Annotated in this window: 12 protein-coding genes; 7 read left to right on the forward strand and 5 right to left on the reverse strand. The window is 45.9% G+C overall.

Going from position 1 to position 19,494, the window contains the following annotated elements; all coding sequences use genetic code 11:
* Positions 1 to 41 precede the first annotated feature (41 nt).
* The 3 genes from ACHKAR_RS07085 to ACHKAR_RS07095 all read left to right on the forward strand — a co-directional run bounded on the left by ACHKAR_RS07085 (position 42) and on the right by ACHKAR_RS07095 (position 4,295).
* Entirely contained in the window at positions 42 to 1,052 is a 1,011-nt protein-coding gene (locus ACHKAR_RS07085) for an isoaspartyl peptidase/L-asparaginase family protein (RefSeq protein ID WP_395416758.1), read from the forward strand.
* A gap of 48 nt (positions 1,053 to 1,100) precedes the next feature.
* Positions 1,101 to 2,729 carry a hypothetical protein gene (locus ACHKAR_RS07090; RefSeq protein WP_395416759.1) on the forward strand — a complete coding sequence of 543 codons (1,629 nt, stop codon included), beginning with the start codon at positions 1,101 to 1,103 and terminating at the stop codon, positions 2,727 to 2,729.
* A gap of 90 nt (positions 2,730 to 2,819) precedes the next feature.
* Entirely contained in the window at positions 2,820 to 4,295 is a 1,476-nt protein-coding gene (locus ACHKAR_RS07095; RefSeq protein WP_395416760.1) for a M28 family peptidase, read from the forward strand.
* A 361-nt stretch (positions 4,296 to 4,656) separates the two neighbouring features.
* On the opposite strand, the gene ACHKAR_RS07100 is transcribed toward ACHKAR_RS07095, so the two are convergent.
* Positions 4,657 to 4,953, reverse strand: a complete 297-nt coding sequence (locus tag ACHKAR_RS07100) for a GNAT family N-acetyltransferase (RefSeq protein ID WP_159585469.1) — start codon at positions 4,951 to 4,953, stop codon at positions 4,657 to 4,659.
* Between the two features lie 117 nt (positions 4,954 to 5,070).
* Between ACHKAR_RS07100 and ACHKAR_RS07105 the strand changes: the two genes are divergently transcribed.
* Both ACHKAR_RS07105 and ACHKAR_RS07110 read left to right on the forward strand, forming a co-directional pair.
* Positions 5,071 to 5,961 (forward strand): hypothetical protein, encoded by an 891-nt coding sequence (locus ACHKAR_RS07105; protein ID WP_395416761.1) that lies wholly within the window; start codon positions 5,071 to 5,073, stop codon positions 5,959 to 5,961.
* Between the two features lie 9 nt (positions 5,962 to 5,970).
* Positions 5,971 to 6,369 (forward strand): hypothetical protein, encoded by a 399-nt coding sequence (locus ACHKAR_RS07110; protein ID WP_395416762.1) that lies wholly within the window; start codon positions 5,971 to 5,973, stop codon positions 6,367 to 6,369.
* Positions 6,370 to 6,385: 16 nt separating this feature from the next.
* Here ACHKAR_RS07110 and ACHKAR_RS07115 read toward each other — a convergent pair whose 3' ends face one another.
* Positions 6,386 to 14,845, reverse strand: coding sequence for a lamin tail domain-containing protein (locus ACHKAR_RS07115; RefSeq protein ID WP_395416763.1), 8,460 nt, complete (start codon positions 14,843 to 14,845; stop codon positions 6,386 to 6,388).
* 75 nt (positions 14,846 to 14,920) lie between these two features.
* On the opposite strand from ACHKAR_RS07115, the gene ACHKAR_RS07120 reads away from it, so the two are divergent.
* Together ACHKAR_RS07120 and ACHKAR_RS07125 are read left to right on the forward strand one after the other, a co-directional pair.
* The gene (locus ACHKAR_RS07120) at positions 14,921 to 15,913 is read left to right on the forward strand and encodes an aspartate-semialdehyde dehydrogenase (RefSeq protein WP_395416764.1); all 993 of its coding nucleotides are present in this window, start codon (positions 14,921 to 14,923) and stop codon (positions 15,911 to 15,913) included.
* An 80-nt stretch (positions 15,914 to 15,993) separates the two neighbouring features.
* The gene (locus ACHKAR_RS07125) at positions 15,994 to 17,178 is read left to right on the forward strand and encodes a THUMP-like domain-containing protein (protein ID WP_395416765.1); all 1,185 of its coding nucleotides are present in this window, start codon (positions 15,994 to 15,996) and stop codon (positions 17,176 to 17,178) included.
* On the opposite strand, the gene ACHKAR_RS07130 is transcribed toward ACHKAR_RS07125, so the two are convergent.
* Genes ACHKAR_RS07130 through atpG form a run of 3 tightly spaced genes read right to left on the reverse strand, consistent with a single transcriptional unit; the run spans position 17,171 to position 19,493 of the window.
* The gene (locus tag ACHKAR_RS07130; protein WP_395416766.1) at positions 17,171 to 17,776 is read right to left on the reverse strand and encodes a class I SAM-dependent methyltransferase; all 606 of its coding nucleotides are present in this window, start codon (positions 17,774 to 17,776) and stop codon (positions 17,171 to 17,173) included. The two genes, ACHKAR_RS07125 and ACHKAR_RS07130, sit on opposite strands and share 8 nt — an antisense overlap.
* A complete protein-coding gene (locus ACHKAR_RS07135) occupies positions 17,773 to 18,576 on the reverse strand; it encodes a hypothetical protein (protein WP_395416767.1) in 804 nt (267 codons plus the stop codon). The genes ACHKAR_RS07130 and ACHKAR_RS07135 overlap by 4 nt, the downstream gene beginning before the upstream one ends.
* A 23-nt stretch (positions 18,577 to 18,599) precedes the next feature.
* Complete coding sequence (atpG, locus tag ACHKAR_RS07140) at positions 18,600 to 19,493, reverse strand: ATP synthase F1 subunit gamma (protein WP_159585457.1); 894 nt, start codon at positions 19,491 to 19,493, stop codon at positions 18,600 to 18,602.
* Between the last annotated feature and the right edge of the window lies 1 nt (position 19,494).

Genomic DNA, 19,494 nt, shown 5'->3' on the forward strand with positions numbered 1-19,494 from the left:
AATAAGCGCTAAAGTAACACAACCCAAGTAGATAAAAAATTATGAACTCCCTCGTGAATTGCAAACTGAACTTATTTCTACTGATCGTAGTAGCCTGTCTTTCTGGATGTAACACCACACCTGCTGAAAATACTCCCAATGAGCCCGTTAAACGTAAAATTGCAGTTGTTATTCATGGTGGTGCTGGCACTGTAAGTAGAGAAAACATGGATTCTGTAACCGAAGTGGCCTATCGGGCCAAGCTCGACGAGGCGCTTCAGGCCGCCTATACCATTCTGGAAGATGGAGGATCAAGTTGTGACGCCATTCAGGCCGCCATTGTGGTGATGGAAAACTCGCCACTCTTCAATGCCGGCGTAGGAGCAGTCTTCACCGCCTCTGGAGAAAATGAACTTGATGCCAGTATCATGCGTGGGGATGACCTGAATGCCGGCGCTGTGGCCGGTGTAAAAACTGTCAAAAACCCCATTCTAGCGGCCTATCAGGTCATGATCAATTCACCACACGTGATGCTGGCCCGCGAAGGAGCGGAACAGTTTGCCAAAGAGCGTGGATTGGAACTGGTGGATCCCAGCTATTTCAGTACAGATCCACGCAAGGCACAACTGGACAAGGCTATCAAAAAAGTAGAGAAAGAGTACGGAACTGTTGGTGCCGTGGCAGTAGACCGGCAGGGAAATATCTGCGCGGCAACATCCACCGGCGGTATGACCAACAAAAAATGGGGCCGCATTGGGGACTCTCCCGTCATTGGAGCCGGCACCTATGCCAATAATAACACCTGCGGGTTTTCTGGCACAGGACATGGAGAGTATTATATCCGCACTGCCGCAGCGCACGACGTGTCGGCACTGATGGAATATAAAAACTTATCTGTGGAGGAAGCCGCTCAAACGGTGATGGACAAGATCACCAAAATGGACGCTCTGGGTGGCATGATCGCTATGGACAGGTTTGGTAATGTAGCCATGCCCTTCAACACCAGCGGAATGTACAGGGCCTACCGAAAAGAAGGGGAAGTGGCTGTGATCAAAATATTCCAGGGGGAGTAGTCCCTCTACTTAAATTTAACCAGACGGGCCGATTTCAGTTATACACTTATGCCTAAGGCCATTTCGCTTAGTACAAAAAGAATCTTCCTTATTTTAGGCGTTTTGGTGCTCCTGAGTGGCATTGCTTTTTTAGTAGAGGCTATAGCCAAAAGGGAACTCCCTAAGCTACTGGGCGAGCAGGTTACTTATGAAAGTGTAACGCTGAGCATCCTGAATGGGGAAATCACCTTCACAAAACCCAGGGTGCAGGTAGATAGTGCGGAGAATCAGGCTAACCTCAATATTCGGTCTGAGGCCCGTCAAATCTCAATTCATGGATTTAGTCTTTGGAACCTTCTACTCAGTCAAAAAATCAAAGTAGAAAAATTAAGCATAGACAGTCTTTTGCTCGGGATCGTGCTGCCCACCCTCCAGGCTTCCAGGACGGAGAAAAAGGAAATCAACCTCTTTGTGCGAGATCTTTTTAACCGGATAGAGGTGGAGCATTTCGAGATCAGCGCAGGTACGTTGGTCGTCCGGAAGAAGGGGAGTTTTGATACCCTTTTGGCTATGAAAAAGGTCCATCTGTCAGCGTTTGGCATTTTTGTAGACACCAGCACCGTCCATAATATCTTCCCGCTTGATTTTGATCAGTCTGAAACGAAAGTGAGCCAGCTCTATGTCAAGGCTGGTGAGGACTATACCCTGTCAGCGGAGAATCTTCATATCCGTGACACCTCATTTTCTATAGAAAATATCCACCTAAGGCCTGTAGACTCCAGATCCACTTTTGTGCAGAAGCACCCCTATGAGAAAGTGCGCGTTGAGTTGCTTGCTCAAAAACTGTCGGCAGAAAAACTACTTTGGGACTTTATGGAAGACAGAACACTCAAGGTGCGAGCCGAAAGCACCCTCCTTGAGGCCCTTCAAATCAATGTCTTCAAGGACAAAACCCCACCGGCACCACCGCCAGAGACCAAACCCCTGCTGGCAGGATTACTAAGAGATCTCTCGTTCATTTTCACCCTGGATACTCTCCGGCTTAAAAACAGCTATATTCAATATGAGCAACTCCCAGTAGTATTCCCCCATGCCGGCAAACTCTTCTTTGATAAGGTTTACATGTCGGGATATCACCTGACCAATGATCCTGAAGAAATCCAAAAGCAGGCCATCACCACTCTGGATATTCAATCTGATTTTATGGGAAAAGGCGCCCTCAAAACAACTATCTTATTGGATATGGGTTCGGACCGTCAAGAGTTTTCTGTCTCGGGAACACTCGGTGCCATGCCCATCACTTTTATCAATCAGACACTTGCCCCTCTCACAGGGGTGGAGGCTTCGGGGCAGCTCCATGGCATGACTTTCGATTTTCGAGGTGACGAGTACTCGGCCAAAGGAAAGATGATCATGGAGTATTCAGACCTCAAGGTCAAAGTCTATGACCAAAACAGGGACAAGGTTTGGTTGAAAAGCATCTTTGGCAACATGATCCTTAACAGCAACAACCACCCGGACGACACCATGGGCTATCAGGAGGGTGAAATCTATTTTGTGAGGTATCAAAACAAAGGATTCTTCAATATGCTTTGGAATAGCCTCAGGGTGGCCCTAATGGATGTAACCATGCCATTCCATACCAACCCCGATTATTCAACCACAACTGCGGCCCCCAAATATCTACTTGATGACTAAAGAAGAACCACTGACATAAAAACTCCTTGCGGGAGAAAGAGTGTTCTTCTAAATTGGGCGTTCATTATTTAAATCATAAAGCATTCATCTATGAGAAAAGTTTTATATCTGATCGTACTCTTGTCTTGCACCATGGCTTTTGGTCAAAAGGACAAAAAAATCACTGAGAAAACGGTGAGCAAAGCCAGCATCCAGGCACATCTCAAATTTATGTCTTCAGATGCCCTGAAAGGAAGGGATACCCCTTCTCCCGAGTTGGACATTGCGGCAGAGTACCTCAGAACACAACTGGAGCTTTATGGTGTAAAGCCGTTCGCAGAATTTCCAGATTATTTTCAGCCTGTGTCTATGAAGAAAATTAAAAAACCTCAGACTGGTACCATCACGCTGGATTCAGCTACCTTCACCATTGGTGTGGACTATCTGCTGATCAGTGGTGGGAATTTGGAATGGAATGGAGAGATTGCTTTTCTTGATTATGCCACCACAGAAGAGCTTGAAAAAGCTGATGTGAAAGGAAAGATAGTCGTTGCCAACACAGGTGATGGGGAAGAGCAGAGCCCACGAGCCTGGTTTGCCATGTCCAGAGAGAAGAGAGCCAACGCAAAAGAAGCCGGTGCTTTGGGGCTGATAGAGCTATACAATTCTCCCCAAATTCCCTGGCAGCTACTGGTCAATTATCTGAGCCGCGACCAGGTCATTCTGGATGATGGCATAGAGGATGAGCGCGATGAATTTGCAGGTATCTGGCTGAATAATGCCAATAGAGAAGCTTCCCCATCATTTGCGAATACCTCGAAACTGGATATCAAAATGGCAGGTGCTGGAGTGGAACGCTTTGTGTCACAAAATGTGGTGGGGTATGTAGAAGGCACGGACCCTGTGCTGAAAAAGGATTATGTCACTTTCAGTGCACATTACGACCATGTGGGTGTAGGTAGAGCGGATAGCACCGGGGACGACATCTACAATGGCACTCGCGACAATGCTGTGGGTACTGTAACTGTACTGGAAGCTGCCAAAAACCTAGCCATGTATCCGACCAAACGATCCTCGCTCTTTGTGATGTTTTGTGGCGAAGAGAAGGGGCTGCTGGGAAGTCAGTGGTTTGTAGACCACAGCCCACTACCACTCAGCGACATTGTTTTTTGCTTCAACAGCGACAATGGTGGATACAATAACACCTCCATGGCCACGGTGATCGGGCTGGACAGAACCACCGCGCAGGGGCTGCTGGTAACGGCCATAGAGTCCTACGGGCTCACGGCCGGAGATGATGCCAACTACAAAGAACAAGGGCTTTTTGACCGCTCTGATAACGTCAGCTTTGCTAAAAAAGGGATTCCCGCGCCAAGCTTTGGTATGGGAGTGGATGCTTTCGATGAGCAGGTGCTAAGAACTTATCATCAGCCTTCAGATGAATTTGACACCATCGACATGGATTACCTCTATACTTTCTACAGGGCTTATGTTTTTGCTGGCAGGAGCATCGGCAATATGAAAGAAACCCCGTTTTGGGTAGAGGGTGATAAATATTATGAAGTGGGTAAGGAGCTATACAAATAGATACCTGCACCCGTAGAAAAGGTCATTCTACTCAAATGGGATGACCTTTTTTATTGACCGAAAACCAAGGGGACGGTTGTGAGGTTCAGAAAAAACCGAGGGCTTTGAAACATAATGCTGAATATACAGACTCCCTCGGCTTTAGCAGGCACGCCTTGTGCCATCAGGAGTTAAAACAGCAATGATCCTCATATCCCTTATTGATCAAGGAGACTGGAAAGAGGTCAGACCAAAGGGCATAGAAAAAGCCGAGGGGTTTGAAACATAATGCGGTTAAACATAGTGACCCTCGGCTTTAAATCCTCAAGTGCCAAATCTAATGTTCTGTTTGGGAATTAAAAGCACTTTCTAAAAAAGAATTTTAAATAATTAAATCCTTGTACTCCGGATGTCTTTTCACATAGTCTGCGGCATATGAACAAGTGGTTTTCACCTTCATGTTTTGCTCACGTGCGAATATCAATCCAGCCTCCACAAGCTGACCGGCGATCCCCAGGTTTCTAAACTCTCTGGGTACTGAGGTGGCCGTAAAATCAAGGTACTGATCAGCATGACGCACATACCTTAGTTCGGCGTTACTATTTCTTAATTTGATATAGAAAAGTTTATGAAAAAGATCGTGGACGATTCTTAAATGACTTGCTGTTAATGTACTCATAGTAGGACAACAACGAAACCACGGGTTTATTGTTCACAAATGGGTCATTTAAACAGTTTAGAGGTATGTATAAATTATATTAATATTTATATTAGCCTGTCCTTCAATCATTTATCAATGAGAGCTTACGCCAACCTCCTCATCACAACCCTCTATGTTTTTTACATGTATTCATTCGAAATCTCAATTTTCTGTGGAGATAATGATGACTGCATTCCAAAAATATGGACTCCTATTTTTAATTATATGAGTTCGCACAAGCTTGAGGGAGGCATTATAGGAAGTATCATCTATCTCATTTTGATAGGAATAATCGATAGGAAGTCGTACAACAGAAAAAGACGGCTTATTAAAAAAATCCTACTGGACTTTATCAAATCAGATTCCGGTGGTCATAATGGTAACCACAGAGTAACAATTTATGTCAAAAGAAAAGGGTTTGTTTTCTTGCCCAAATTCCTTTTTTATACATTCACCCGCATGCGCTATCATATTAATAATAAATGTCTCATTTACAGGCTTTCATGCTTTCCTGTTCCATGGATGGACTATCTTGAAATCTTCACAAGAGTTGGACAGCCAAATACCAAAATAAGAGATACTTTTTTTATTGTTCCAACCTCCAAGGACAAAATAAACGGATTTGTCCCCTATGTATATTACAACGGAAAGGGAGAAACGGTTGTGTTGCCGCAATTGGATAAAAAAACATTGGCCAAAACACGAAAAATTGAAGATATAACCGATGTGGAGATTAGAAAAAATGTCAAAACCTATCTTACCAAGTCACATATCAATAATTATCACAAACTGAGAACCTTCCAAAGGATTTCAGAATGCATCGCAGCTTATCCTTTGTTTATAGACGATCAGAATTTAGAACTTCCATCTCATGTTCTCGTATTTGATGGTGTTGGGATTGATGAAAAAAAATTCAAAAGCATAACCTTCGAAAAAAAGGTAATCTTTTTATCAAAAAATATTGAAACAATAATTTCTAATTACTAAATTATCCACATGGAACTTCCTGTTTTTTCCGACGATCATACCCTAGATCACATAACAGTGAATAATTTAGGAGCCTCTCCTTCCGATATTCCTAATTATATTTCCATTGAACACCGTTTTGGTCAAAAAACCAATAGTATAAGAATTGATCTTACGTATGGCATTTGTGAGAAACAAAGCTCGATGCTTAATACACAAGTAGATGACAACTCCTTTTTGATTGGGAAAAAGACTGGTCGGCTGTACCGTGCTGAAATCAATCCCAAATCTGTAAAATTTGGCAAAAGCTTGGCTTTGTCAACAAGTGATAATAGAATAAGGGTTAAGAATAATTACAAACTGTTTGGGAAAATCATAGACAAATTAGTTAACGTCTACGTTGAGTCTCACGGCAGAAGTAGCAAGTAGTGAATAGCTCTTTGTATTACCTACCTACAACCACCGTTTCCTTGAGTATTTGCTTGCTCCCACTGCCATCATACAATTCGAAAAAGACCACATAATAACCCATCCGCACACGGTCCCCGGCACCGGTCGTACCATCCCATCGCACAAAACCGGAGGTACCCAACGAGGTGCCTCTTGCCAGCTCCGCTACCGGCTGGCCCATTTGATTATAAACAGTGATGTTAGCAAACTGACCTCCTTTATCAAACTGATAATTGATGGTGGTGAAGGACTGATGTGCGGGATTTGCACTCCCCGGCACAAATACCTTGGGATCTATCGTCACCCTGGCATTGGATGTCCGTGCCTCGAAGGCCTGGGAGTTGATGTAGCCTGGAGTGGCATAGCCGGCGGCTGATGACGCAGAGGTCCAGTTATTGGCATCCTGAGTAAGACCATCTGCTGAGATCCGCTCCAGTGACACCCCATCCACACTCTCCAAAAAACTCAGGTGAAAATCATCCTCGTATGAAAACTGATCCACAATTTCTCCAGTCGGGCTCGATAATACCACCGTGCCCGCATCATTCGGTAGAGTAGGCAAGGAACTAATCTGCAGGAATTGCTTATTTACGCCTTGAGGATACTGATTTTTCACAATCACTGAATCTGTAGTAATCGCCACAAATCCTCCCGGCTTCAAAATATATCGTTGACTTATCCATCTGGTCTGCAGATCTTCAGTTAATCTTCCAATGCCCCAGCCCTGCAGGTCGATGTACTTTTCTGAACGATTATGCACTTCCACAAAATCAACCCCCTCTGGCCTTGGATCAAATAAAATTTCGTTCAAAATCAACTCATCGGCGACAGCCTCATCTGGCAAAACCAGGCTGGCGGTGTTTTTCCTGATCTCATTTCCTTTACAGTCGGTCACACCCATGACGGTCAGGCCATAGGACTGATTCATCTTAAGCTCCCCATTCAAAGCCACCTTCACCTCAGTCCTGTCTGCATTGAGGATGGAAGTGTGATAGGAGAGTTCCGGGTCAAACGAGAGCTCAATGGACGCTGTAACATCTGGATCCAACCCCTCATCAAAAATCAAAAGCAGAGTGTCAGCAGCAATGGCGAATGCACCGGTCAGGTTAGGCCCAAAATTATCCGGCACGCTCTCCGCATTTGAATTCTCCCGTCCCGGAGTACCTCCGGCAGAGGCCATGCTACTTCCCCAATTGAGCGAACCGCCACATGGGTTGGAAAGATCTTTCATTTCCAGACTATAGCCACCACCTGACTTCTCATTGCTATCATGCCAGTCGTCACTGTAGGTAATCTGAAAAACAAGTTGACTATCATGCCAGAGTGACAATGACTCCCCTGTATTGTTAAGGGTGGTCCAGCCACTGACCGCAGACTGATTGGTCACCTCCCCATAGAGGCCTAGAGAAGACGAAGGAGTGAAGAACCAATAACCTCCGGGTGGGATCACCACAGCGGGTAATGTCACTGTACTGGTCGCATCGTGAAGCTCCACATCTTTTAGCGTAAGCAACCTGTCAGAGGCGTTATACAATTCAAAATATTCTGAATTGGGTAAGCCCGCCACCGGCTCCGGATCTGCCATGATCTCGGTGATCAAAAGATCGTTAAACCCTGGAATATCACCCAGCCCTACGACGAAAGTTCGGGCGGTCATAGGGTTTCCAGAGCAGTCAGAGGGGCCTGATAGCGCAACCTCTACGCTCACACCTTTCGGCAAAGGGCTACTGAGGAGTACTTCCAGCATAGTGAAATCTTGATCAACCAGCCGTGTCTCTGAAACGGATAACCCGGTGATACCCGCTCCAAGCAACGACTCGCTATCCATAGATTCACTGAATGTGAAGCGGATGGTCGTCTCATCCAGCACCTCCAATGAAATCACTTTTGGAGCCTCACTATCCGGCTCCAGGCTATACACCGAGTTTTGCCGACCAGGTGTTCCGCCGCTGGGATCATTGGTCTCTGACCAATTGGCTCCTCCAGGGCAAACCCCGAAAGGGTTAATGAGCTCCAAAGAGTAACCACCGTCAGATTTCTCTGAATTTTCATACCAGTCATTGGAATAGGTCACTGCCGCTATCGTCACATCTTTAAAGAGAGAAAGCTGTTCTCCAGTATTGTTAAGTGATGGCCAGCTAGTCACCCCCACAGTAAGACCATAAGGAGAAAAGGCCGCCACCTGCGTAGACGGGCAAAGAATAAAATAAGTACCCCCCGGCACATTTACATCCGGCAGGGTAGTAGAACTTGTGGCATCCCGCAAGCGAACTCCGCTCAGGCTAATCAGTTCGTCGGTGGCATTGTAGACTTCTATAAACTCGCTATTCGGCAGGCCTACCACCGGGTCGGGATCGGACATGATCTCTGTAATAATCAAGTCGCCCGGTGCAGGAGCCTTGCCAAACCCTACTTCGAAGGTCTCTGGCTCCATTGGGTTACCACTGCAATCTGATGCGCCTGAGATCGTGATCTCCACCAGTGAGCCCTTTGGAAGTGGATCCGACAAGGTGACTTCTAACTCATCAAAATCAGCTGTGGTCACCACTCTGGAGGAGAGGGTCACCCCTTCGACCGTTGCTCCCATGAGAGAGGCGCTATCCATGGGCTCACTGAAGGTGAAACGAATCGTGAGCTCATCAGGAGTACTATAAGACTTCAACACTGGCACTTCACTATCCGGTTCCAGGCTATGCACAGAATTTTGGCGACCAGGCGTTCCTCCGCTGGGATCATTAGACTCTGACCAATTGGCACCTCCAGGGCAAGAGCCTGTTGGATTGATGATTTCCAGTGAATAACCACCATCTGATTTTTCATCACTGCTATACCACTTATTTGAATAGGCAACGGCTTCTATCGTCACATCTTTATAGAGAGAAAGCGCTTCTCCGGTGTTGTTGAGTGATGGCCAACTAGTCACCCCCACAGTAAGACCATATGAAGAAAAGGCCGCTACCTGCGTAGACGGGCAAAGAATAAAATAAGTACCCCCCGGCACATTTACATCCGGCAGGGTAGTAGAACTTGTGGCATCCCGCAAGCGAACTCCGCTCAGACTGATCAGTTCGTCAGTGGCATTGTAGACTTCAATAAACTCGCTATTCGGCAAGCCTACCACCGGGTCGGGATCGGACATGATCTCTGTAATGATCAAGTCTCCAGATACTGGCGCTCTGCCAAAACCAACGCTTATTGTCTCTGGCTCCATTAGGTTGCCACTGCAATCAGATGCGCCACTTACCTCCAGCTCATAGGTTTCACCTAAAGCGACAGGGGTGGATAATGAGAACGTCAGTTCGGTGAAGTAGTCACCCCCTACAGTTCTTTCTTCGATTTCAAACCCGGCCATGGTGATGATCATGGTAAGAAGGGATGAGCTATCCATGGGCTCATCGAAACTGATCTGAAACTGGCTGGTAGAAAGGGCCATAAAGCCCTCGATCATCGGTAAACCTGCATCCGATCCGGTCCGATACACAGAATTTTCCTCTCCCGGGCTTCCTCCCAGCGAGTGGGTAGAAGCCTGCCAGTTGACCCCCTCCGGGCACATTCCCCAGGGATCAATGCGCTCTAGGCTATATCCTCCGTCATCTTTCAGTGGATCTCCATACCAGCTGGTTTCATAATTCACGTCATCCACCAAGTCCCCAAAAATGGTTTTTAGTAAAACATGGTCCCCGGTATTTCCCAAAGATGGAAAACCCGATATCCCCAAAATGTTAGACCCTGAAAATAATGACTTACTGGAAGTCGCCACTATTAGCACATAACTTTCGGGATCAAGGACATATGCGGGGAGAATGGTTTCTACAGATGGATCTCCAATTTTCAACCCTCTAAGGTCATAGGCTTGACTACTGGCATTGAAAAGTTCAATATACTCCACCTCAGGAAGACCTACCGCCGGGCTGGGATCAATCATCAGCTCATTAATCACAATATCGCCATACTCCGGAAACGCCGGAGGTTGGTAAGAAAAGGCAACCGTATCCTGCACACTGTAATTACCCGCAACATCCGAAATCGGAAGAATTAAAAGATCGTAACCTACCCCCACCTCCAGGCCATTGTCGAAATCAAGTAAGGCGGTATGATCATCGACCACTGTGATGGCTGCGGGATGACCTTTGCCCAACAACCGATAATTGCTGATGGCCTTGAGCGAAGACTCATCCATGGGCTCGGTAAAAGTCAGTGTCAATTTTCCCAGATACTCACTTTCCAAATCACTGACTTCCGGTTTTTGTGTATCCCTCTCTACAGACAATCGATAATCAGGCAAACGTCGGCCAAACTTATCGAAAATCCCGGCCCATTCAAGCATCAATGGCACATTGGGTTCCAGGGGTGTCGACAATAATACCCGTACAGAACCTGGCTCCTCAGGGTCAATATTCACCAAACTGATGCTATTCCCTTCTATGGTAAAGACTGTCTTACTTATGGAAGAAAACTCCGTATCAAACCTTACCCAAAGGGTTTGCTCATCCAGTAAATCATAGCCCTCAAAATAACTGGTGAACCGGGCGGAAACGAACGGACTCAGCACTAATTCATTGTTAGCTCCCTCGACCGTATCACTGGTGAGCTTCAGACTATCTCCCTCTGTAAATTCCTCATGCACGGTAAATACCGCGCTATAGTCATCTCGCTGACTTACTTCGGCAATGGTAAATCCATCCAGGGAATAGCTGCTCTTTTCAAAGGCAACAGGATTCATAGAGTGGCTATAGGTCAACACAAAAGAAGAATCCGTTTCAGGCACAAGACTCACCATGTTGGGATTCTGAGTATTGACCAAAATAGTGTCAGCATCAGAAATGTTCCCCACCTGATCTGATAGGCCAATAGCGATCAACTGTCCCTCTGGTTTACTCTCAATAGAAGAAAAAGTCAGGACCACCTTCGCTGAATCCGGACCTAAGAGTTCCGCGGCCAGAGGGTTTTCTCCTTCCATGGTATAGTTCGTTAGTGAGGTCGCAGAGCCTAAAGACACCTTTTCAGAAAAAGAAATTTTCAATCTCTGAGGATCAATGAGTCTCACCATATTGATAGAAGGAGGGCGTGGGTCATAGGTAAAATCCACATTCCGGGTGGTAGTAACCTCCACTCCGTAGCGGTCTTTCATGCCTCTTGCCGAAAGGCGCTTTTGTCCTTCAATTTCAAAGTGATTGGCAAAAGTGAGCTCATACTCCGTATCGCTCAGTTGGAGGATTTCAATGGGCTGCTCATCATCTTCCAATTCATAATACGATGAGGTAGTGGCGGTTTGCACCTCCATCGGCTCACTCCAGGTGATGATCAATTGGGAGTCATTTTTCACCAACAGGGAAGCGATGGTTGCGGCTCTGGTGTCATATTTAAAAGTATATGCTGGAGTGACTAAAGAACTATTGTCTATCGACTTTTTAATGTTTGAAATAAAAATTCTCAGGTCCTTATTCTCAGAGAAATTGGCTCCAAAGGCCAAATGGACCAACTTCGGGTCCGACTCACTCAGGGCAATTTCCACAGGTCGACTTTTGGCATCCTCAAGCCAGTAATTGACAAAACTAGTGGCCGAAGTGCTTTCCAAAGCTTCGGTAAACCTTAACGCCAGCAGGTTGGGAGCTACCACATAGGCCGTGTCTATTTGATCCTGGTATTCAAAAGAGGCGTTAGCGGTAACCAGAGCATTTCCAAGCGTATCCTCAAGCTGGCTATAAGTCAGTGAATAGTTCGCTTCTAGCTCAAACTCCTCATTGAAACTGACATGGACCCGGTGGGTCGCAGAGTCCTGCAACAGGGCCTGATCCACGGTATAGCCAGTGATCGAATAGTTGGCTTCATTTTCGGCTATGGCTTCGTTGAGTGGTTCAGAAAAAATCAAAGCAACCGTCTGGGAGGTCAATACCTGTACCCGACTAAATTGGGGCGGCCGTGCATCATGATAAAAGGAGATATTCTGATCAGTCAGAATGTTTCCACGGCAATCCGAGACATTGGAAACGGTCAGTGTATACGAACGCTCAGAAATCAGATCTGCGGAGAGCTGTAGTGAAAAGGTGGTGTAACTGACTGCTGACACCGTGGTAAAGGTATATCCCTCCAGATCAAACGATTCAGTGGTCACACTCGAAGCCTCCATGGGCTCAGAAAACACCACAGTCAATTGATTATCGCTGAGGGCAGTCACCGAAAGAATCTGTGGAGCGCTGGTGTCCTGGTCATCAAAAACAGAATTTTGTGCCCCAGGTGTACCACCATTCGAGTGCACTGAGGCTATCCAGTTTTGGGAGTCGGAGCAGGGTTGTAACGGGTCAATAAGCTCCAAGGCATATCCACCGTCATCTTTTGCGTCACTCCTATACCAACTCAGAGCATATGTGACACTGTCCAGAAGGTTGCCAAACTGATCCCGCAAGTACACCGTCTCACCAGAATTGGTAAGGGCATCAAAACTTGTAATGGCTATTCCATTGGTCACACCAAAAGCCGCGAGGTTGGAGTCATCCGTAAGCAAAGCGTAGGCCCCCGGCTGAAGGATAAAAGAATCCAGAGGTTCGTCGTTCAACTCAAACCCCTCCAAATTGATACTAAAAGAACCGGGGTTATAAATTTCCACATACTCGGCATCGGGCAGACCAACAACAGGAGTGGGATCAGCCATGATTTCTGTAATGAGCAGTTGACGATAGTCTGATGCTTTGGAGATGGCCAACTGAGCGGACAACTCTGATGGTTCGGAATTCTGGATCTGGTTTGAAATACCTGTTACGGAAACGATGTAGACACTGTTAAAGAGTTCATCCCATGTGAGAGTGACTTCTGACAGGTCTTCGGAGGAGCGAGATGCAAGAGTAGGACTCCCCATTTCAGACAAAGAATAATTTCCAACCATCTCAGCTGTGGACTCGTCCACCTCCTGATTAAATGTGATTCGCACAGATTCATCTCCAATCTGCGCTACGGAAGCAATGTCCAAATGAAGATACGAGAAACTGATGGTGCTGTTTTCCGCAATGACATTTCCATCCAAATCCTCCACATCATTGATCGTCAACACGTAATTATCATCTCCGAAATCCGCAGAAAAAGTCAATTCCACGGACTGGCTCTCATCCTGCAATGTGGCGCTTATCGGGTTTCCTAAACTACCACTCAGCGAATAATTAAGAACATCCTCTGCAATGGTCTCATTCAAAGGTTTATTAAACATAACCAGGACAGTGTTTTGACTCTGTGCAGCAGCACTATCTATCACGACAGGGATTACAAATGTGAAATCCTCGGTCCCTGCAAAAACGCTGTTCCCGATTTTATTTTCGATACCAGACAGTGTAAGCTCAAAAGTGGTCCCTTCGTATAATGAATTACTCAAAGTGAGTGTCACCTGAGAACGATCTTCATTCAAACTGACACCCGCTGGCTGCCCGATACCATTGTCAATGGTATAGTTGGTCAGGGTTTCTGCTGAAGTCTCCTCCAGATCATCATTAAAGGTGAGGAGCATCTCCGTCTCCGATAGGGTAAGTGCAGACTGTAACTGGAGCTGTGTATAAGAAAAGTCATATGTCGCATCACTATTCCTTGTCAGCGCAGAGGTTACGGTAAGTGTGTAATCTCCTGTGACCAATGGAGTACCACCATCGAGAGTGAGTGTGACAACCGAATCGCTTACTGAAGATTGGGTGGCTGAAGATACGGTATAGCCCGGCAACGTGTAGCTTCCAGTGGTCTCCGCATCCGTTTGGTCTATCGGCTGATTAAAATATACCACCACTTCCGTAGCAGAAAGAACCTCCACTGTGTCCATTTCCAATTGTGAAATCACCAGGTCATCAAACCCAAAATCATCATACCTTGAAGTGGTACTGTATTGAAAATAAACCCCAAAATAATTGGTTGAGGTATATGTGTTGTCCAAAACGGAGGCTTCGAGCTGGAAGTCCTGAGCTCCATTTGGGTCCGCATAGATTGTCCAGTTGCCCAATACGTCCCGAATCACCCTTATTCTCACTTCGCCTATAATGGAGCTGGAAAACCCCGTGGTTCCCTGAGCAATCTCCTGGACAGTGCCGGCATCATTCCGGAATAATTTGATAAAATCGGCGCTGGTTTGTCCCATTTGAATAAAATAGCCCGTGGGATTGTCCTCCAGATCAAGCTTATCAGAAGTGAGATAAATCCTGAAAAAATTAGAGGTGGTACCGTTGAAATTTAAATCCAAAAGAAACTCCCAAATAGTATAGTCCATTACCGAGCTGACCGTGGAAAGGTGGAGCACACTTGCCGCGTCACTGGGCCCGTTACTATTCAGCCTGTTATCCTCCGTAACTACAAAATAGGAGTCATCTCCACTCCAGGTCGGGTCATTGGTGAAGTCGCCATCGGAAAAATTATCCGTCACCTGAGTATATCCGTACACACTATTAATGAGGATAATAAGTAAAAGAGTGGTTCTTAATGCCATCTTATATTAAATTCGCCGTTTGTTAAAAATAGGAAAATAAAAACCTGAAATAGTTCAATATAATATAAAATCATTATGAAGATTGCTGTAGTGGGAGCCACTGGCCTGGTGGGTCAGGAGATGCTGAGGGTCATTGAACAGCGCGAGTTGCCGTTCGATGAATTGTTGTTAGTTGCTTCGGAGCGTTCCGTAGGTAAAGAGATGACCTTCAAGGGCAAGACCTACAAGGTGATTTCAATGCAGGATGCCATAGATCAAAAACCAGACGTAGCCCTATTCTCTGCTGGTGGTAGTACGTCCATCACCTGGGCACCTAAGTTTGCAGAAAATGGCACCATTGTGATCGATAATTCTTCGGCCTGGAGAATGGACCCTACCAAAAAACTTATCGTTCCGGAAATTAATGGAGGTGTGTTAAGGATCGACGATCGGATCATCGCCAACCCTAACTGCTCCACCATTCAGATGGTACTGGCCCTCGGGCCGCTGCATGAGCGTTATACCATCAAGCGTATCGTAGTGTCAACCTATCAGTCTGTGACCGGCACCGGAAAAGCCGCTGTAGATCAAATGATGAATGAGCGTGCCGGCAAGGAAGGCGATATGGTCTATCCGTATAAAATTGACATGAATGTGCTTCCTCACATCGATGTGTTCCTGGACAACGACTACACCAAGGAAGAAATGAAAATGGTGAATGAGACCAAAAAGATTTTTGGTGATGACACTGTACAGGTGACCGCCACGTGTGTGCGTATCCCTACCATGGGAGGTCACTCAGAGTCTGTAAATGTGGAATTTGAGGAGGAGTTTGATGTTGCTGAAGTAAAAGCACTTCTGAGCATAGCTCCCGGTGTAGTACTGGAGGATGATCCTAAAAACAATATCTACCCCATGCCAATCAATTCGCATGGAAAGGATGAAGTGTTTGTAGGAAGAATCCGAAGAGACGAGACTCAGGAAAAAACCCTGAACATGTGGATCGTGGCGGATAACCTGAGAAAAGGTGCGGCGACTAATGCTGTTCAGATTGCGGAATTCATGCTGGAAAACAGCCTGGTGTTCTAATTAAAAGAATAGCCTATAAATTAGCGGTCTGAGGGATTAACCTTCAGACCGCTTTTGTTTTGTACAATGGGGAGAAGTCTATGAATGATCTGGAATTTCTTGGTTCGGAAGATGTGCAGCAGTTCATGCTGGAAAATCAGCATTCGGATTTACAAAAACTGCTCCTCAATCCACCCACGCAGTTCAAAGATCAGGTGAAGCTGATAGTGGATCAAATCCTTAGTCGACGAAAGGCCAAGGGTAAGCTTCCAGATTGGCTTGATCAACCGGGAGTCATTTTCCCGCCTCCATTGTCTTTAGAACAATGCTCCAGTCCGGAAACTGCCGAATACAAGAGCCAATTGATGAGTGGGAAAATGCTGGTGGATCTCACGGGGGGTATGGGAGTAGATACCCTTGCCATGTCTCGGGAGTTTGACCATACCACCTATGTAGAGCATTCCGAATGGCTCTGTGACGTTTTCCAGCACAACCACCCTCTGCTGGGCAATGGGGCCATTGAAGTGATTAATGCCAGCGCAGAAGACTATCTCAGTCGGTTTGAAAGTAGAGGCCACTTTTTCATAGACCCTGCCCGACGGGATGTCTCCAAAAAGCAGGTTTTTCATTTTGAAAACTGTTCGCCAAACGTTTTGGAGCTACTCCCTCTCTTTCAGTCTAAAGCCGACCTCCTGCTCATCAAAGCTGCACCGATGATTGATATCACATTGGGCCTGAAACAACTGCAGCATGTTCATCAAATACATGTGGTGAGTATAAAGAATGAAGTCAAGGAAGTGCTTTTTCTCTTAGACTTTAAGGAAATTTCTGAGCCCCTCATTAAATGCGTCAACCTCAGAAGTGAACACCCGGCATTTAGCTTTACACTCAGTGGTGAAAAGGACCTGGAAGTCACATTTTCATCCGTAAAAAAATACCTCTACGATCCCAATAGCGCTATCCTCAAAGCCGGCGCATTCAAGTCCCTAACGAGTATATACGACGTGGACAAACTTGCTCCTAATACGCACCTCTATACCTCAGACCAGCTGATCGAGGGCTTTCCAGGGAGAGTCTTTGAGGTAGTAGCGTCAGATGTCGGTAAAAAAGAACTCGGCAGACACTTGCCCGAAATGAAAGCCAATGTGGTCAATAAAAATTATCCCATTAAACCAGAGGAGCTCAAAAAGAAACTCCGACTGAAGGACGGTGGTGATTGGTTTGTGATGGGCTACCGCGACCTCCATGAGGTTCCGAGGATAGCGCTTTCCAAAAGAATCACGTGATCCGGTTGGGTTGGTACACACTGTAAAAAATCCATTTGTCACAAAAAAAAGTCTGTGACTTCTGCCTGAACTGTGTATTTTGAATAGCACCATCTATCTTCAACAGCGCCTTCCCTTCAAGGCTCGAAAACAGTCTAAAAAACAAGTACATCACGCGGATCAGGGAATTCTTCCACCAGGAAGCTGGCTGAAAATCGATGACATGCAATTCTCCGTTCTCCGTCAAATGCGTCCGGGTCTTCAAGATGGCCCATTCCAACTTCTCTGTACCAAAACAATCAAGAAAAAAGGGCATCACGATGGCATCGAACTTCTCGCTGGTCTCCCATTCAAAGAAATCAGCATGTACATAATCAACCTGCAGGTGTGAGCCTCTATTTCTACTTCTGGTAATCATTTTCTCCGAAAGCTCTAAAAAGACAATTTTCTCAACATCCCGAAGTGCATCGAGCAAAAGACCCGTGCCTCCCCCAACAATCAACACTCGGCTCTTGCCTGCAAGATTACCGACTGGCGCCTGTTGCACCTGGCCCCATTGCGAACCAAACACCAAGCCGGCCAGCTGGTCATAAATCCACGCCACCCGATCAAAACTCATAGCAAGAGGAATAAACCGGCGAGATAGAAAACACCATCGCCCACCACCCGGAATCGCTCAGACCTGGAGAAATAAGTCGGTGATGAGTGGACCCACAGGAGCAAAGCAATCATGGACACAAATAAAAGCTGAATGGAATTTCCAGTATAAAAGTAGGTGCCTCCACAACTCAGGATCAAGCTCAGCACAGTTACCCAAACCACGACTTGCATCTTTTGATCCCCCAGTCGAATCACCAACGAATTAAACCCATCCTGGCGGTCGGCACTTTCATCATACGCTGAGAATACTACTAGGTTCAAAAAGGCTATGCCGGCTAGTTGGAGACACAAAATGAAATCGAGGAGCTCAATCTCCGTCATCGACAAGGGTGCCAAAAAAATTCCAGCTGCATAAGCCAACGCCACCAAAATTTCCTTCACCCAGAGCGATTTGAAAAAATACACGAGCATCAAATAGAGGATGCAGACCGCAGATAGCAGGGCACCATTTCTAATGATCACTACTTCCAGAAAGTGAATATTCACCAAGGAAAGCGAAAGAACAAATCCGCCAACAAGCACCAGAGTGGAAAAGTGCTTCTTATGAAACCGGTGGCGTTCACTCGAGGGGGTTGAGACTTTCCAGGCGTCTATCAGGTGATCTGTGGTATAGATCAACCAAATGGCCGAGCCAAGAGCAAGATAAACGTGCACCGAAAACTGAAGCGCATAGTATCGCTCCAGGTATAACAAAAAAAAGATGGCTCCCAGAACAATGTCCAATGAGAGCCATCTAAAATATTTATAGAGATGATCCATTTAACAGATCATTTGGTGTTCAATTATCCTCCCTGCGCGAGGGCTTCTGCTCCACCAACGATCTCCAAAATCTCTTTTGTAATCGCTGCCTGGCGGGTTCTGTTATAAGTCAACTTCAGCTCCTTAAGCAGCTCTCCGGCATTGTCAGTAGCCTGACCCATGGCAGTCATACGAGCGCCCTGCTCAGAGGCATTTGACTCCAGTAAAGTCTTATAAAACTGGATTTTCAATGATTTAGGAATGATTTCAGAAAAGATAAATTTCTGATTCGGCTCATAGATATAGTCAATTGTCTCAGCCGGAGCATCATCTTCAGCAGATACATTTTGTACTGGCAAGAACTGCTCATTTCTGACAATCTGAGTGGCTACATTTTTGAACTCATTGTAGATAATCTCCACTTTATCAAATTCACCTTCCAGGAATTCACTCATTACAAACTCTGCAGCTTCCAATGCGTGTGCAAAATCCAGGTTTGAAAAAAGATGATGATAATCCTCTATGACGTTATATCCACGCTTTTTGAAATGATCATATGCTTTTTTACCAATAGGCATGAGCATCAGATTACCTGCCGCTTCCACATCAGCATACTCCCTGGCCACCAAAGCTTTGGTGTGCTTGAAGATACTACTGTTGAAACCACCGCAAAGTCCTCTGTCAGAAGTCACGACTACCAACAACACCTTTCCGACTTCCTTTGCCTCAGCATATGGATTGTCCACCTGATCACTATCCACTCCAGCAGATACATTCTGAATGATGGCAGATAGCTTTTGAGAATAGGGGCGCATCTGAGTGATCCGATCCTGAGCTCTTCTCAGCTTTGCTGCTGCCACCATCTTCATAGCTTTGGTTATCTGCTGTGTCGATGTGACCGACTGAATTCTTCCTTTTACTTCCTTAAGGTTCGCCATT

It is taken from the genome of Marinoscillum luteum, from assembly GCF_044005705.1.
In the GTDB taxonomy this organism is placed as follows: domain Bacteria; phylum Bacteroidota; class Bacteroidia; order Cytophagales; family Cyclobacteriaceae; genus Marinoscillum; species Marinoscillum luteum.

Coding starts and splice junctions, on each gene's coding strand:
- ACHKAR_RS07110 (WP_395416762.1), top strand. CDS start 5,971: ATGGAACTTCCTGTTTTTTCCGACGATCATACCCTAGATCACATAACA.
- ACHKAR_RS07105 (WP_395416761.1), top strand. CDS start 5,071: ATGAGAGCTTACGCCAACCTCCTCATCACAACCCTCTATGTTTTTTAC.
- ACHKAR_RS07115 (WP_395416763.1), bottom strand. CDS start 14,845: ATGGCATTAAGAACCACTCTTTTACTTATTATCCTCATTAATAGTGTG.
- ACHKAR_RS07095 (WP_395416760.1), top strand. CDS start 2,820: ATGAGAAAAGTTTTATATCTGATCGTACTCTTGTCTTGCACCATGGCT.
- atpG (WP_159585457.1), bottom strand. CDS start 19,493: ATGGCGAACCTTAAGGAAGTAAAAGGAAGAATTCAGTCGGTCACATCG.
- ACHKAR_RS07120 (WP_395416764.1), top strand. CDS start 14,921: ATGAAGATTGCTGTAGTGGGAGCCACTGGCCTGGTGGGTCAGGAGATG.
- ACHKAR_RS07135 (WP_395416767.1), bottom strand. CDS start 18,576: ATGGATCATCTCTATAAATATTTTAGATGGCTCTCATTGGACATTGTT.
- ACHKAR_RS07100 (WP_159585469.1), bottom strand. CDS start 4,953: ATGAGTACATTAACAGCAAGTCATTTAAGAATCGTCCACGATCTTTTT.
- ACHKAR_RS07085 (WP_395416758.1), top strand. CDS start 42: ATGAACTCCCTCGTGAATTGCAAACTGAACTTATTTCTACTGATCGTA.
- ACHKAR_RS07125 (WP_395416765.1), top strand. CDS start 15,994: ATGAATGATCTGGAATTTCTTGGTTCGGAAGATGTGCAGCAGTTCATG.
- ACHKAR_RS07130 (WP_395416766.1), bottom strand. CDS start 17,776: ATGAGTTTTGATCGGGTGGCGTGGATTTATGACCAGCTGGCCGGCTTG.
- ACHKAR_RS07090 (WP_395416759.1), top strand. CDS start 1,101: ATGCCTAAGGCCATTTCGCTTAGTACAAAAAGAATCTTCCTTATTTTA.